This is a genomic window from Streptomyces sp. NPDC043854 (assembly GCF_056436005.1).
The window spans coordinates 35291-49212 of sequence record NZ_JBWKDK010000008.1 but is presented as its reverse complement, the minus strand read 5'-3'; the positions used below and the strand labels follow the sequence as shown (position 1 = coordinate 49212).

Genomic DNA, 13922 nt, shown 5'->3' with positions numbered 1-13922 from the left:
GATCGGTTCCGCACAGGATTCACCACCCCTGGTGCGTCACACAGCGCGAGCCGCATTCCTATGATGGGCGCACGACATCACGGATCCTCCGAGCCGGAGGCCAGGAGGATCCGCAGGTGTACGGCAGCGCGACGGTGGTGGAGGGGTCGATGACTCAGGGGGCCGGTCAGGGACCCGCGATGCGGACGGAGACGCTGCGGGACTTCCGGGTGCCGGTCACCGAACCCCATCCGTACGGCGTGCCCGCACGACTTCCCGAAGAAGCCCCGGTCTACGGCGAGTACCCCGCGTACTACGGCGAGCCCGCGCCCGCCCCCGGAGCGGTCCCGCCGCCGCCCGGACCGGTGCCGCCCGCGCCCGCCCCGGTACCCCCGGTCCCGCCCGCGCCGCCGGTCCCGCACGTCCCGCCGCAGCCCGCCGCGGGCATGCCGCCCGCGGAGGACGGCATGGACGGCTACACCCCCACCCAGCGCGACCTTCCGGTCATCGGCCGCGGCGGCCTCGGCGGTCCCGGTGACACCGTCCAGGTGCACTACGTCCCCCAGCAGGCACCGAGCGGCCCCGGCCCGCTCTACGTCGTCGGCGACGTGCACGGCTACCTCGACGAGCTCGTCGCCGAGCTCCAGGCCCAGGGCATCATCGACGCCGACCAGCGCTGGTCGGCGGGGAACGCCCGCATCTGGTTCCTCGGCGACTTCACCGACCGCGGCCCCGACGGCATCGGCGTGATCGATCTCGTCATGCGGCTGTCCGCCGAGGCCGCAGCCGCCGGCGGATACTGCAAGGCCCTCATGGGCAACCACGAGCTGCTGCTCATCGGCGCCAAGCGGTTCGGCGACACCCCCGTCCAGTCGGGCGCCGGCACCGCCACCTTCCAGGCGGCCTGGCTGCTCAACGGCGGCCAGCGCACCGACATGGAGCGGCTGGAGGACGTACACCTCCAGTGGATGTCGCGCCTGGACGCGGCCGTACTGGAAGACGGGCACCTGCTGCTGCACTCCGACACCACCGCCTACCTCGACTACGGCGACTCCATCGAGGACGTCAACGACACCATCCACGAACTGCTCAACCGCAACGACGCGGACATCACCTGGGACCTGTTCCGCAAGTTCACCAAGCGGTTCGCCTTCCGCGACGAGGAGACCGGCCCGCAAGCCGTACGCGAGCTCCTCGACACCTACGGCGGCAGCCGCGTCGTACACGGCCACAGCCCCATCCCGTACCTGCTCGGCGAGGTGGGCACCGAGGACGGCGACGGCACCGGCGGCCCGGAGCTCGTCGACGGGCCCCACGTGTACGCCGACGGCCTCGCCATCGCGATGGACGGCGGTGTGACGATGGCTGGCAAGCTGCTGGTCGTGCAACTCCCGCTGAACGACTGAGGCTTGTCAGAAGCGGGGTATTTCGGGAAAGCCCCTGTCACGGCGCGGCATGAGCCCTCTACCATCGCTCTATCCGTAGCAGGCTCTCCTCCGTTTACGCCGGCGCCCCGGGTCTACGCGGGCAAACCGGCCCCCACGGAGCATCCGGGGGATGCACATGAACAGCGCTCCGCACCTGCTGACCGAAGACCGGCCGGAGTTCGATCGGCTCCTCGACGAGGCGCTGCGCACCGCACACGAACGGTCCGGACTCGACGGGCTCGGCGAACGGCTCAACGCCGAACAACTGCGCACCATGGCCGTCGGGGCCAGCGCCCTGCTGACGGCCGCGGCCGCGGCCGAGTACGACCACTACGTGAAGGTGCGCGGCGCGCAGCGCGAGGAGATCCGCTCAACCCCGAGGGCGGACTACCGGGACGGCGCGCGAGAGGAGAGCGACGGGGCGGGCATCACCGCCATGGTCGCGGTCCTCGCCCCGGTCCTGGCGGCCACCGCCATGGTGATCTTCCTACTGGTCGGCTACATCCTGAAGGCTGTCGAGCCCGAACCGTCCTTCGCCGACACGATGCTGACGGCGGGCTGGCTCTTCGGCGCCCTGACCGCGGTCACGCTGTTCGGCGCGGTGGTCGCGCTGCTGGTGACGGCCGTGCGCAACCGGTCGACCGAGGTCGTGGCCGGGGACGAGGCCGCGACCGCACCCGACGAGGTCGCGCTGGCGCGCGAGGCGTGGCGGAACGCCTTGCTGGAGCGGGGCATCCTGCCGTTCCTGCGCGAGGCCCTGGCCGATCCGGACGCGGCGGCGCCCGCGCACCCGGCGCCCAGCACGCCGAAGGCCGGGCGCATCCCCACCTTGGGATACACCCGGCCCGACTTCACCAGCCCCGGATCCCCGTCACAGGGAACCCGGCCCGGCTACACGCCTCCGGACTTCACGAGCCCGGACTTCGGCGGCCCGGGGATCGAACCGCGACCGCGCTGACAGCGCCGGTCCGGCTCGCCGGTTGGTCAGACGAACGGAGCGGCACGCAGGGCCACATGGCGGTGTGTGCGACAGCCGCCCGGGGCCGCGGACCGGCGTGCCGCACGAGGCCCGAGCGGCCGCGCACCTAGGGTCGGCGGCCGTGAAGCCGACCATTTGCCTCTGCATGATCGTGAAGAACGAGTCTGCCGTCATCGAGCGCTGCCTGGACTCGGTGCGGGACCTCATCGACACCTGGGTCATCTCCGACACCGGATCCACCGACGGCACCCAGCAGCTGATCTGCAACGCCCTGCGCGAAATCCCCGGCGAACTCCACGAGGAGCCCTGGAAGGACTTCGGGCACAACCGCAGCCTCAACATCGCACACGCCCGCGGCAAGGCCGACTACCTGCTCCTCCTCGACGCCGACCTGGTCCTGTGCCGTAACGGCCCGCTGCCGCCGCTCACCGCGCAGTCGTACATGCTGCGGCACAAGGGCGCGACGGAGTACCGGATCAAGCGCCTGGTCCGCGGTGACCTCCCCTGGCGATACGAGGGCGTCACGCACGAGTACCTGACCTGCGACCGCCCCGACGAGTACGACCAGCGCCCCGGCAAGCAGGAGAACCTCGACGCACTCGTCATCGAGGACCACGCCGACGGCGGCTCCCGGCACGACAAGTTCGAACGCGACGCGCGCCTGCTCGGTGCCGACCTCGAGCGGGACCCCACGAACACGCGGACCGTCTTCTACCTCGCGCAGACCATGCGGGACATGGGGAACACCGCGGAGGCGATCCGGCTCTACGAGCGCCGCGCAGCCATGGGCGGCTGGGACGAGGAGGTCTACTACGCGCTCCTCCAGGCCGGTGTCCTGAACGCCGATGCCGACGACTGGCCGGCCGCGATGGACGCCCTCACGCGCGCCTGGGAGTTCCGGCCCGCGCGCCTGGAGGCCTGCTACGAACTCGCCTCCCGGCTGCGCCTGCTGGGCCGGTACCACGCCGCACACGCGATCACCTCGGCCATCCTGGACCGGCCGGTCCCGGCGGACCTGCTCTTCGTCCACCCGTGGGTCTACCGGTGGGGGCTGCTCTTCGAGCACTCCATCACCGCCTACTGGGTCGGGGACGTGGACGCCTCGCTGCGTGCCTGCGACCGGCTACTCGCCCTGCCCGACCTGCCCGACGCCTATCGGCGGCAGACCGAGGCCAACCGCGGCTACGCCCTGGACCGCGGCGGCTCGCCCATTCCCGTTTCACGTGAAACATCGCCCGCGGCAACGGTGTAGCCCCGAGCGGACCCGGCCGGTGTAGCTCAGCGCGGATCCGGCCGGTGTAGCTCAGCGCGGATCCGGCCGGTGTAGCTCAGCGCGGATCCGGCCTGTGTGGCTCAGCGCGGATCCGGCCGGGAGGGTGTCACCCCCGGCCGGAGCGTCACCCGGCGGCGCGGTCCCGGAGCGGGCGGCGCCGCAGCGCGGCATCGGCCAGTGCCTGCGGGCGCCAGACCCCGTCCGGCTGGTAGAGGTTCGTCCCGGGCGGCACGATCTCGTCGATCCGGTCGAGCGCGGCGTCGTCGAGCACCCTGGCGGCGCCCCCGACCAGTGATTCCAGCTGGTCCATGGTCCGCGGTCCGATGATCACGGAGGTGACGGCGGGGTGCGCGACCGGGAAGGCGACGGCCAGCTCGGAGAGGGTGCAGCCGATGCCGTCGGCGAGCTCGACGAGCTTCTCCACGGCCTCGAGCTTCGCCACGTTGCCGGGGATCGCCGGGTCGAAGCGCGCCGGCGTGAGCGCTGCGCGCCCCGAGGTCAGGTCGACGGGCCCACCGAGCCGGTACCTGCCGCTGAGGAACCCGGAGGCGAGCGGACTCCACGTGAGCACGCCCATCCCGTAGCGCTGGGCCACCGGCAGGACGTCGGCCTCGATACCGCGCGCGAGGATCGAGTAGGGCGGCTGCTCCGTCCGGAACCTCGGCAGCGCCCGCCGCTCGGCAGTGTGGTGCGCCTCGACGAGTTCCCCGGCGGGGAACGTCGAACAGCCGAAGGCCCTGATCTTCCCGGCCCGCACCAGATCGCCGAGGACCGACAGGGTCTCCTCGATGTCCGTCGTGTGGTCGGGCCGGTGCACCTGGTAGAGGTCGATCCAGTCGGTGTCCAGCCGGCGCAGGCTGTCCTCGACGGCGCGCACGATCCAGCGCCGCGAGTTCCCGCTGCGGTTGCGGCCCTCGCCCATCTGGAAGTGGACCTTCGTCGCGAGCACGACGTCGTCGCGGCGGCCGCGGAGGGCCTTGCCCACGATCTCCTCGGCCTCGCCGGCGGAGTACATGTCCGCGGTGTCGATGAAGTTGATGCCCCGGTCGAGCGCGGCATGGACGATCCGCACGCACGCGTCATGGTCCGGGTTCCCCACCGCCCCGAACATCATGGTTCCGAGGCAGTGCGCACTGACCTCCATGCCGGTGCGGCCCAGACTGCGGTATCTCATGGTCATGGGGCGGCACTGTAGGAGTTGGAGCGCACTCCAGCGCAAGCCCCACGTGGGCGGGGCATCCGGTCCGCCGGGCCCGGGCCGGGCCCGCGACTCCCCCCATACGGGTCGCGGGTCCGGTTCGCCGGGCCCGGCAGGTCAGTCCGCGATCGGCAGGTAGACCCGGTTGCCGGTCGCCGCGAACTCGGCGGACTTGGCCGCCATGCCCGCCTCGATCTCGTCCGCCTTCAGATCGCCCCCGTGCTCGCGGCGGATGTCCTGGGAAATCTTCATCGAGCAGAACTTCGGACCGCACATGGAGCAGAAGTGCGCGGTCTTCGCCGGCTCGGCCGGGAGCGTCTCGTCGTGGAATTCGCGGGCCGTGTCCGGGTCGAGGGCCAGGTTGAACTGGTCCTCCCAGCGGAACTCGAACCGCGCGTCCGACAGGGCGTCGTCCCACTCCTGGGCGCCCGGGTGTCCCTTGGCCAGGTCCGCCGCGTGTGCGGCGATCTTGTACGTGATGACGCCGGTCTTGACGTCGTCGCGGTTGGGCAGGCCCAGGTGTTCCTTGGGCGTGACGTAGCAGAGCATCGCGGTGCCCCACCAGGCGATCATGGCGGCGCCGATGCCCGAGGTGATGTGGTCGTACGCCGGGGCGACGTCCGTGGTCAGCGGGCCGAGCGTGTAGAACGGCGCCTCCTCGCAGATTTCCTGCTGGAGGTCGATGTTCTCCTTGATCTTGTGCATCGGGACGTGTCCCGGGCCCTCGATCATGGTCTGCACGTTGTGCCGCTTGGCGATCGCGTTCAGCTCGCCCAGCGTCTTCAACTCGGCGAACTGGGCCGCGTCGTTGGCGTCCGCGATCGAGCCGGGGCGCAGGCCGTCGCCCAGCGAGTACGTCACGTCGTACGCCGCGAGGATCTCGCAGAGCTCCTCGAAGTTCGTGTAGAGGAAGTTCTCCTTGTGGTGCGCCAGGCACCACGCGGCCATGATCGAGCCGCCGCGCGAGACGATGCCGGTCTTGCGGCGGGCGGTCAGCGGCACGTACGGCAGCAGCACGCCGGCATGGACCGTCATGTAGTCGACGCCCTGCTCGGCCTGCTCGATGACCGTGTCCTTGTATATCTCCCAGGTCAGCTCCTCGGCCTTGCCGTCGACCTTCTCCAGCGCCTGGTAGAGCGGCACGGTGCCGATCGGCACGGGGGAGTTGCGCAGCACCCACTCGCGGGTGGTGTGGATGTTGCGGCCGGTGGAGAGGTCCATGACCGTGTCGGCACCCCAGCGGGTGGCCCAGGTCATCTTCTCGACCTCCTCCTCGATGGAGGAGGTGACCGCGGAGTTGCCGATGTTGGCGTTGACCTTCACCAGGAACTTCTTGCCGATGATCATCGGCTCGATCTCCGGGTGGTTCACGTTCGCGGGCAGCACGGCGCGGCCGGCGGCGATCTCCTCGCGGACGGCCTCCGGGGAGACGTTCTCGCGGATCGCGACGTACTCCATCTCCGGGGTGATCTCACCGCGGCGGGCGTACGCGAGCTGCGTGACGGCCTGGCTGCCGCGGCCGCGGCGCGGCAGGCGCGGGCGGCCCGGGAAGACGGCGTCGAGGTTCTTCAGGCCACCGCGCGGCGAGGTGTGCTTGATGCCGTCGTCCTCGGGGCGCACGGGACGGCCCGCGTACTCCTCGGTGTCGCCGCGGCCGATGATCCAGTTCTCGCGCAGCGGCGGCAGACCGCGGCGGACGTCGGTCTCGATCTGCGGGTCGGTGTACGGACCGGACGTGTCGTAGAGCGTCACGTCCTTGCCGTTGGTGAGGTGGACCTGGCGAACGGGCACCCGGATGTCGGGGCGGGAGCCCGCCACATAGCCCTTGTGCCAGCCCGGCTGGCGCTCGGTCTGCCGGTCGGCGTCCTGGCCGCCGGCAGGCGTGCGTGCGTCCTGAATGGTCATGAGACCTGATCTCCCTACGCCGGCATTACCCGGTAACAGGTTCGGCGGTCGGCGCAGCCTCTTCCCGTACGCATGTGCCGCGCGTACGGTGATCAGCGCCCTCTCAGCCCGGTGCTCCGAGCTCCCGCGTTGTGCAAAGGTGCCCCCACGCTAGCGTCATCTGTGGCGTGCTGAACAGTGGGCCCCCTCAACTCTTGCGATGATCTGCCGGTGACGTCCTCGACTCAGCCCCCCGACGAGCCCGCCGAGCCCACGGGTCACACCGGCCACGCACATGCGGACCACGGCCATGGTCACGGGCATGGCCATTCCCACGGCCACGGACCTGCGGCTCCCGTTTCGAAGCACCTGCGCAAGGTCATCGCAGCCGTACTGATCCCCTTCGCGACGGCCGTGTTCGTCGGCATGGCGGTGCTCTGGCCGGGAGGTGCTCCTGCCCACGAGCGCTCCGGCGTGGGCTTCGACCGCCAGACCGAGCAGGGCCGGGTCGTCGCGCTCGAACTAGTCGACTGCAAATCCGTGAATGCCTCTCAGGTGCCGCCCACGGGCAACACCTCGACACCGGAGGGCCGCGAGGCGCAGGCCGCGCAGACCGGCCAGTGCAAGAAGGCCACCGTCGAGGTGGGCACCGGACCCGACAAGGGCCGCACCTTCTTCGAGATCGTCCAGCCGGGCGCGCCGCGGCAGCTGGCGGACGGTCAGGAGGTGGTCGTGGCCTACGCCCCCGACGCGCCCCGGGACCTGCAGTACTCCGTGATCGACGTGAACCGCAAGATCCCGCTGGCGGTGCTGGCCGGCATCTTCGCCCTGGTGGTGGTCCTGGTGGGGCGGATGCGCGGCCTGTTCGCGCTGATCGCCCTCGCCATAAGCTTCGCCGTGCTGACCCTGTTCATCCTGCCTGCGATCCTTCAGGGCTCGAATCCGCTGGTCGTCGCGGTCATCGGGGCCAGCGCCATCATGCTGATCGCGCTCTACCTGTGCCACGGGCTGACCGCCCGCACCTCCGTCGCCGTCCTCGGCACGCTGGTCTCGCTGCTGCTGATCGGGCTCCTGGGCTCGGTGTTCATCGACTGGGCGTTCCTCACCGGCAACACCGACGACAACACCGGGCTGATCCACGGCCTGTACCCGGACATCGACATGAGCGGCCTGCTGCTCGCGAGCATCATCATCGGATCGCTGGGCGTGCTCGACGACGTGACGGTCACCCAGACCTCGGCGGTCTGGGAACTCCATTACGCGGACCCGGCGATGGGGCCGCGGTCCCTGTACCGCGCGGCCATCCGCATCGGCCGCGACCACATCGCGTCCGTGGTCAACACCCTCGTGCTGGCCTACGCAGGTGCGGCCCTGCCCCTGCTGCTGCTGTTCTCGATCGCGAACAGCAGCGTGGGTGCGGTGGCCAACAGCGAACTCGTCGCGGTGGAGATCGTACGGACCCTCGTGGGCTCGATCGGCCTGGTGGCCTCGGTCCCGGTGACGACGGCGCTCGCAGCGCTGGTGGTGTCCGCCGACCGGCCGGCCGCCCCGGCCGGTACGGCGGCCGCCCCGGGCGCCGGGCGCGGGAGCCGGGGCCGGGGTCGGCGGCGCAAGCGCTGAACCGGTCGTCAGCCGGCGTTCTGCTCGTTCTGCCGGGACTCGGCGAGGATCCTGTCGAGGGCCTCGTCGAGGCTCATCTCGAAGTCGCCGAGGCTGCGCTCCTGGCCGAGCGGAACCAGCCGGTCGGTGCGGTCGAGGAAGGCGACCAGCGGTGCCGCACCAGCCCGGAAGAGGGCGCGGTCACTGCCGACCTGGAGCCGGATGTGGACGTCGGACAGCTCCTCGGCCGAGCTCGGGGCGACGTGGACATCGCCTTCCCCGCACGGCTTGTTGATGCCGTCGAGCAGGAGCTCCCGCCCGAACGCCCAGGTCACCGGCGCGTCTCCGGGAAGGTGGAAGGTCAGCCGTACCGCGTACGGGTCGTCGGCGTCGTACCGGAGCTCCACCGGGATCCGGAACGAGAGCTCCTCGGAAACGAGGAAGCTCATCATGACCTCTGCCTGTACCGACTCGCGCATTGCCTACCCCGCTGTAGTGGAAGTGGCCAGGAATGACCCCCGGGACCCCCTTGACAAGGGTGGTGGAAGCGCTATCAGATCACAAGGAGTGAGTTTTCAGATACTGATAGAGAAGAACAGCGTGCTCAACAGCGCGCCTACTTCACTCCGTAGCCGATCGACCACCCACGGCAATCGGTCCTGCTGGTGGAGGGGGAGGGAAATGGCCATCGTCGCGACGGCGTCGCCGGCGGTGATCGGGATGGCGGCGCACACCGTGCCGAGGGCATACTCCTGACGCTCGGTCACGGACTGCATGCGTCCCAGCGAGCCGATCTTCTGCTCCAGGGCCCGCTGGTCCCGCACGGTGTACGGGGTGATGGCCTCGACGGGATGGCGGTCGTAGTAGTCCCGGCGCGTCTCCTCGTCGAGCTGGGCCAGCAGGCACTGCCCGATCGCGTGCGCGTGGCCGGTCGCCCGGAAGTCGGCCCATTCCTCGACGGCTGGATGGCCCGGGGAGTCCGACACGCCCACGAGCTCGATTTCACCCTCGCGGAAGACCGCGAAGTAGACGGGGGCCCCGACCGCGTCGCGGAAGTGCGCGAGCGAATCGCGGATGGTGGTGCGACGTTTCTGCTGCAATCCGCCGGCCGCCAGCCGTCCGGCCGCGGCCCCGAGAACGAACACGCCGCCCTCACGGCGCAGGTACCCCTCGTGCGTGAGCGTCCGCAGCAGGTGGTACGCGGTGGGAAGCGGGAGCCCGGCCTCGCGCGCCAGCTGCTTCGCCGGGGCTCCCCCGCTATGGGAGGCGGCCGCTTCGAGCAGCCTCAACGCCCGCTGTACCGAGCCGATCAGTGTCGGCACACCGGCATTGTGAACCGGAGACAAGGACTCACCCCCAGGCGTGGCGGCGGGCTGTGGGGCCCGCTCTGCGGGGGCCGCCCCCGCACATGCCGCGGGTCCTGGGGTCGTGCTCGTTCCTGCGTGGCTTGACCGCGGGTCGGAGCAGCCGTACCGGCGTTCGCACCCAGGGGGACGGCGCGGACTGCACTCTATCGACCGCGTCGCGCCCTGTGAGCTGCTCGGAACCCCGCGTTAGGCCACCCGGGCTAACCCCCGGACAGCCCTGAGCGGGGCCCCTCCACCCCCGCTACCACCCGCGGGACGAGGACTTCGCGCTGCCACCACCGAACTTCTTCACCAGGAAGACCAGGCCGCCGACCAGGGCGACGAAGAGCAGCGCCTTGAAGGCAAACCCGATCAGGGCACCGAGGATGCTCGTGATGACGCCGCCGAAGACGAAGAGCACCAGAAGGGGGATCGCGACCCACTTCACCCACCAGGGCATGCCTGCCAATGTCTCTCGGATGCCGTCCATGTCCTCGACCTCTTCCTCTTCCGCGTCCCCGTCGGTGACGTCCGCTTTCCTGTCTTCGATGCTAGGAGGACGAGCGCACGGACGGGGGCCCGCGAGCCCCCGGACTCCCCTGATCCTGCCCCTAGGGGGACCGGGGTGCCGCCCCTCACCCGCGGCACAGGTCAGGCCTCCGGCGGGGAGAACACCACCAGCACCTTCAGGTCCTCGGTGATGTGGTGGAACTTGTGCGGCACGCCGGCCGGCACGTAGACGACGCTGCCGCGGCCCACGGTCGTCGTCTCCTCCCCGACCGTGATCGAGGCGCGGCCGCTGACCACGAAATACACCTCGTCCTGGCGGTGCGGCTGCTGCGGGTCGCTCTGGCCGGCGTCGAGTGCGTACAGCCCGACCGACATGTTCCGCTCACGCAGGAACTGAAGGTAGGCGCCGTCGTTGGCGAGCCGCTCCGCTTCGAGCTCGTCCAGCCGGAAGGCCTTCATCGTTGTTGTGCCCCTCGTGTTCTCACGGTCCGGGATCGGCAGATCCGCCGATATGCCGCCCGGATCTTCTCTGCCACGATCAGACACATGACGAATTTCGTAGTCAAGACGCTGGCGAACGCGGCCGCCCTCGCCGTCGCCATCTGGCTGGTGTCCGGCATCACCCTCGACGACGGCAGCCCACTGGGGCGCAGAACGCTGACGCTGATCCTCGTCGCCCTGGTCTTCGGTCTGGTCAACCTCATCGTCAAGCCGGTGGTGAAGCTCCTCTCGCTGCCGCTGTTCGTCCTCACCCTCGGTCTGTTCACGCTCGTCGTGAACGCGCTGATGCTGCTCCTGACCTCGTGGCTCGCGGATCTGCTCGACCTCAGCTTCCACGTCGAGAACTTCTGGAGCGCGCTGCTCGGCGGCGTGATCATTGCCGTCGTGTCCTGGGCCGTGACCCTGGCCCTGCCCGAGAAGAACTGAGCGGAGTCACCGTGTACCGCGTGTGCTTCGTCTGCACCGGCAACATATGCCGCTCGCCCATGGCTGAGTCCGTCTTCCGCGCCCATGTCACCGAGGCGGGGCTCGGCGGCCTGGTCCGGGTGGACAGCGCCGGAACCGGCGGCTGGCACGAGGGGGACGGGGCCGACCCGCGCACCGTCACCGTCCTGGAGGCCGCCGGGTACGCGCAGAGCCACCGGGCCCGGCAGTTCCGCCCCTCGTGGTTCGGTGCTCTCGACCTGGTCATCGCGCTGGACGAGGGGCACCTGCGCGAGCTGCGGGCCCTGGCCCCCAGCGCCGAGGACGCGGCGAAGGTCCGGCTGCTGCGGTCCTACGACCCGGCCGCCCCGGCCGGGGCCGATGTACCGGACCCCTACTACAGCTCCCTCGACGGGTTCGAGGAGTGCCTGCGGCTCGTCGAGGCGGCGTGCCCGGGCCTGCTGGAGGCCGTACAGGAGGCTGTGAACCCGAAGGAGCACGCCGCGTGACCGACCGCGCGAACGATCCCGTCCCGCAGACGCTCGCGGAGGCCGCCCCGGCAACGGCAACCGGGGCGGGCGACGGCACCCGGGCCGTGCGCGCCGGGCTGCCCGCGCCGGTGAAGAACGAACCGGCCCTGCCCGGCCCCGTCTTCGCCGCCCACTTCCACCTCCCCGGCGACGTTGCCGGCCCGTACACCTACGGCCGGGACACCAACCCCACCTGGACCCTGCTGGAGCAGGCCATCGGGGAACTGGAGGCCCCCGGCCGGGAGGGCGTGGACACCGTCGTCTTCGCCTCCGGCATGGCCGCCGTCTCCGCCGTCCTCTTCTCGCAGGCCCGCGCCGGCGACACCGTCGTCCTGCCCGACGACGGCTACCAGGCACTGCCGCTGGTCCGGGAGCAGCTGGAGGCGTACGGGATCCGCGTCCGCACCGCCCCGACCGGCGGCGACGGCCAGCTCGCCGCCCTCGGCGGAGCCCGCCTGCTGTGGATCGAGACGCCGTCCAACCCCGGGCTCGACGTGTGCGACGTACGGCGCCTGGCCGACGCGGCCCGCGCGGGCGGCACCCTGGTCGCCGTCGACAACACCCTCGCCACCCCGCTCGGGCAGCGGCCGCTGGAGCTCGGGGCCGACTTCTCCGTGGCCAGCGGCACCAAGGGGCTCACCGGCCACGGCGACCTCCTCCTGGGCTATGTCGTCTGCCGCAACGCGGAGCTCGCGGCCGGAATCCGCCGCTGGCGCAAGATCATCGGGGCGATCCCCGGGCCCATGGAGGCCTGGCTCTCCCACCGCTCCCTGGCCACCCTCCAGCTGCGCGCGCAGCGCCAGTGGGCCAACGCCCGGGCGGTCGCGGAGGCCCTGGCCGGGCGCACCGAGGTGGCCGGGCTGCGCTACCCGGGGCTGACCGCGGACCCGTCCCACGCCACGGCCTCCCGGCAGATGCGCGGGTTCGGCTCGGTCGTCTCCTTCACCCTGCCCGACCGCGCCTTCGCCGAGCGCTTCCTGGCCGCGCTGCACCTCGTCGAGGACGCCACCAGCTTCGGCGGCGTGCGTTCCACCGCGGAGCGGCGGGGGCGGTGGGGCGGAGACCCGGTCCCGGAGGGCTTCATCCGCTTCTCTGCCGGCGCCGAGGACACGGAAGACCTGGTCGCGGACGTGCTGCGCGCCCTCGACGCCGCGGGCACCGACCGGAGCTGAACCACCACGGCGCCCGCGCGAAGGGCGGTCCGAGCCTCCCCCCTCCTGGCTCGGACCGCCCGGGTTCTGCGCGAAGAACCCCGCGCTCAAGGCTAGTTGACCCAGCGTCAGAGTCCAATCACGGTAACGACAGGGTCCTATCGCCATATTTATAGTTGAAGGCCCCACCGAGAGGGGCCCCTCATGGACCTGGCCCTGCTGCGCACCTTCGTCGCCGTACACCGGGCCGGCTCGTTCACCCGTGCCGCTGCACTTCTCGGGCTCTCCCAGCCCGCCGTCACCTCCCAGATCCGCACGCTCGAACGCCAGCTGGGCCGACCGCTGTTCCACCGGCGGGCACGCGGGGTCACCCCCACCGCCGTCGGGGACGAACTCGCCCACAAGGCGGCCCCGCACCTCGACGCCCTCCTCCAGATCACCGAGGCCGAACGGGAGGCCGCCGGCGCCGCGCGCACCCTGCACCTGGCCGGTCCCCCGGAGTTCCTGTGCCTGCGCGTCCTGCCGGCCCTCGCGCCCCTCGTCGGCCAGGGCCACACCCTGCGGACCACCCTGCGGACCGGAGCCGAGGAGACCCTCGACGGGCTCGCCGCCGGCCACCACGACCTCGTCGTCACCACCGCCCGCCCGCGCGGCGAGCTCTTCACCGCCACCGCCCTGTGCGACGAGGAGCACGTACTGGTCGCCGCGCCCTACTGGGCCGCCCTCGTGGACCCGGACCGGCTGCGCGACCACGGCCCCGCCACCCTCAACGGCATTCCGCTCGTCGAGGTCCACGAGAGCCTGCCGCTCGTCACCCGCTACTGGACCGCCGTCTTCGAGACCCAGCCCGACACCTGGCAGCCCGATGCCGCAACCGTGGTCGTGCCCGACCTGCGGGCCGTACTCGAATGCGTCCGCGCCGGCGCCGGACTCGCCGTCCTGCCCCGCTACGTGTGCCAGAGCGCCCTCGACAGCGGGCAGGTGGTCGCCCTGCTGGAGCCCCCCGTGCCACCCCTGCGGACCTGGTTCCTCGTCGTGCGCGCCGGGAGCCTCTCCCTGGCCCACCTCTCCCGCGCCCACGAACGGCTGCTGCGTGCCGCCGCGCAGTGGTGAGCGTTCCGG

The 13922-nt window shown here is 71.2% G+C and carries 14 protein-coding genes; 8 read left to right on the top strand and 6 right to left on the bottom strand.

The genetic code is table 11. The annotated features are described in order from the left end of the window. The first annotated feature begins 149 nt into the window (after positions 1 to 149). The 3 genes from AC068A_RS10260 (at position 150) to AC068A_RS10250 (ending at position 3637) form a co-directional block, all read left to right on the top strand. Positions 150 to 1385, top strand: coding sequence for a metallophosphoesterase (locus AC068A_RS10260; RefSeq protein WP_478583612.1), 1236 nt, complete (start codon positions 150 to 152; stop codon positions 1383 to 1385). Between the two features lie 151 nt (positions 1386 to 1536). Next, positions 1537 to 2364, top strand: coding sequence for a hypothetical protein (locus AC068A_RS10255; RefSeq protein WP_478583388.1), 828 nt, complete (start codon positions 1537 to 1539; stop codon positions 2362 to 2364). A 166-nt stretch (positions 2365 to 2530) separates the two neighbouring features. Continuing rightward, entirely contained in the window at positions 2531 to 3637 is a 1107-nt protein-coding gene (locus AC068A_RS10250; protein WP_478583385.1) for a tetratricopeptide repeat protein, read from the top strand. Positions 3638 to 3782: 145 nt separating this feature from the next. Here AC068A_RS10250 and AC068A_RS10245 read toward each other — a convergent pair whose 3' ends face one another. Together AC068A_RS10245 and thiC are read right to left on the bottom strand one after the other, a co-directional pair. After that, the gene (locus AC068A_RS10245) at positions 3783 to 4832 is read right to left on the bottom strand and encodes an aldo/keto reductase (protein ID WP_478583610.1); all 1050 of its coding nucleotides are present in this window, start codon (positions 4830 to 4832) and stop codon (positions 3783 to 3785) included. Positions 4833 to 4973: 141 nt separating this feature from the next. Beyond that, on the bottom strand, positions 4974 to 6761 hold the full coding sequence (gene thiC, locus AC068A_RS10240; protein ID WP_478583382.1) for a phosphomethylpyrimidine synthase ThiC: 1788 nt from the start codon (positions 6759 to 6761) through the stop codon (positions 4974 to 4976). A 210-nt stretch (positions 6762 to 6971) separates the two neighbouring features. Here thiC and AC068A_RS10235 point away from each other — a divergent pair, with 210 nt between their 5' ends. Next, positions 6972 to 8360, top strand: coding sequence for a YibE/F family protein (locus tag AC068A_RS10235; RefSeq protein ID WP_478583379.1), 1389 nt, complete (start codon positions 6972 to 6974; stop codon positions 8358 to 8360). Positions 8361 to 8368: 8 nt separating this feature from the next. Here AC068A_RS10235 and AC068A_RS10230 read toward each other — a convergent pair whose 3' ends face one another. The 4 genes from AC068A_RS10230 to AC068A_RS10215 form a co-directional block, all read right to left on the bottom strand. Further along, a complete protein-coding gene (locus AC068A_RS10230; protein WP_478583376.1) occupies positions 8369 to 8818 on the bottom strand; it encodes an SsgA family sporulation/cell division regulator in 450 nt (149 codons plus the stop codon). A 96-nt stretch (positions 8819 to 8914) separates the two neighbouring features. Next, on the bottom strand, positions 8915 to 9661 hold the full coding sequence (locus AC068A_RS10225) for an IclR family transcriptional regulator (RefSeq protein WP_478583373.1): 747 nt from the start codon (positions 9659 to 9661) through the stop codon (positions 8915 to 8917). A 286-nt stretch (positions 9662 to 9947) separates the two neighbouring features. Beyond that, a complete protein-coding gene (locus AC068A_RS10220) occupies positions 9948 to 10166 on the bottom strand; it encodes a DUF5326 family protein (protein WP_478583608.1) in 219 nt (72 codons plus the stop codon). A gap of 170 nt (positions 10167 to 10336) precedes the next feature. Then, entirely contained in the window at positions 10337 to 10654 is a 318-nt protein-coding gene (locus tag AC068A_RS10215) for a cupin domain-containing protein (RefSeq protein ID WP_385423224.1), read from the bottom strand. Positions 10655 to 10741: 87 nt separating this feature from the next. Here AC068A_RS10215 and AC068A_RS10210 point away from each other — a divergent pair, with 87 nt between their 5' ends. From AC068A_RS10210 to AC068A_RS10195, 4 genes are all read left to right on the top strand, one after another. Next, complete coding sequence (locus tag AC068A_RS10210) at positions 10742 to 11122, top strand: phage holin family protein (RefSeq protein ID WP_478583371.1); 381 nt, start codon at positions 10742 to 10744, stop codon at positions 11120 to 11122. Between the two features lie 11 nt (positions 11123 to 11133). Further along, on the top strand, positions 11134 to 11628 hold the full coding sequence (locus tag AC068A_RS10205; protein ID WP_478583368.1) for a low molecular weight protein-tyrosine-phosphatase: 495 nt from the start codon (positions 11134 to 11136) through the stop codon (positions 11626 to 11628). Further along, on the top strand, positions 11625 to 12821 hold the full coding sequence (locus AC068A_RS10200) for a cystathionine gamma-lyase (RefSeq protein WP_478583365.1): 1197 nt from the start codon (positions 11625 to 11627) through the stop codon (positions 12819 to 12821). The genes AC068A_RS10205 and AC068A_RS10200 overlap by 4 nt, the downstream gene beginning before the upstream one ends. 183 nt (positions 12822 to 13004) lie before the next feature. Then, positions 13005 to 13913, top strand: coding sequence for a LysR family transcriptional regulator (locus tag AC068A_RS10195; RefSeq protein ID WP_478583362.1), 909 nt, complete (start codon positions 13005 to 13007; stop codon positions 13911 to 13913). Positions 13914 to 13922: the final 9 nt, after the last annotated feature.

Coding starts and splice junctions, on each gene's coding strand:
- AC068A_RS10210 (WP_478583371.1), top strand. CDS start 10,742: ATGACGAATTTCGTAGTCAAGACGCTGGCGAACGCGGCCGCCCTCGCC.
- AC068A_RS10245 (WP_478583610.1), bottom strand. CDS start 4,832: ATGAGATACCGCAGTCTGGGCCGCACCGGCATGGAGGTCAGTGCGCAC.
- AC068A_RS10230 (WP_478583376.1), bottom strand. CDS start 8,818: ATGCGCGAGTCGGTACAGGCAGAGGTCATGATGAGCTTCCTCGTTTCC.
- AC068A_RS10250 (WP_478583385.1), top strand. CDS start 2,531: ATGATCGTGAAGAACGAGTCTGCCGTCATCGAGCGCTGCCTGGACTCG.
- thiC (WP_478583382.1), bottom strand. CDS start 6,761: ATGACCATTCAGGACGCACGCACGCCTGCCGGCGGCCAGGACGCCGAC.
- AC068A_RS10260 (WP_478583612.1), top strand. CDS start 150: ATGACTCAGGGGGCCGGTCAGGGACCCGCGATGCGGACGGAGACGCTG.
- AC068A_RS10195 (WP_478583362.1), top strand. CDS start 13,005: ATGGACCTGGCCCTGCTGCGCACCTTCGTCGCCGTACACCGGGCCGGC.
- AC068A_RS10215 (WP_385423224.1), bottom strand. CDS start 10,654: ATGAAGGCCTTCCGGCTGGACGAGCTCGAAGCGGAGCGGCTCGCCAAC.
- AC068A_RS10255 (WP_478583388.1), top strand. CDS start 1,537: ATGCACATGAACAGCGCTCCGCACCTGCTGACCGAAGACCGGCCGGAG.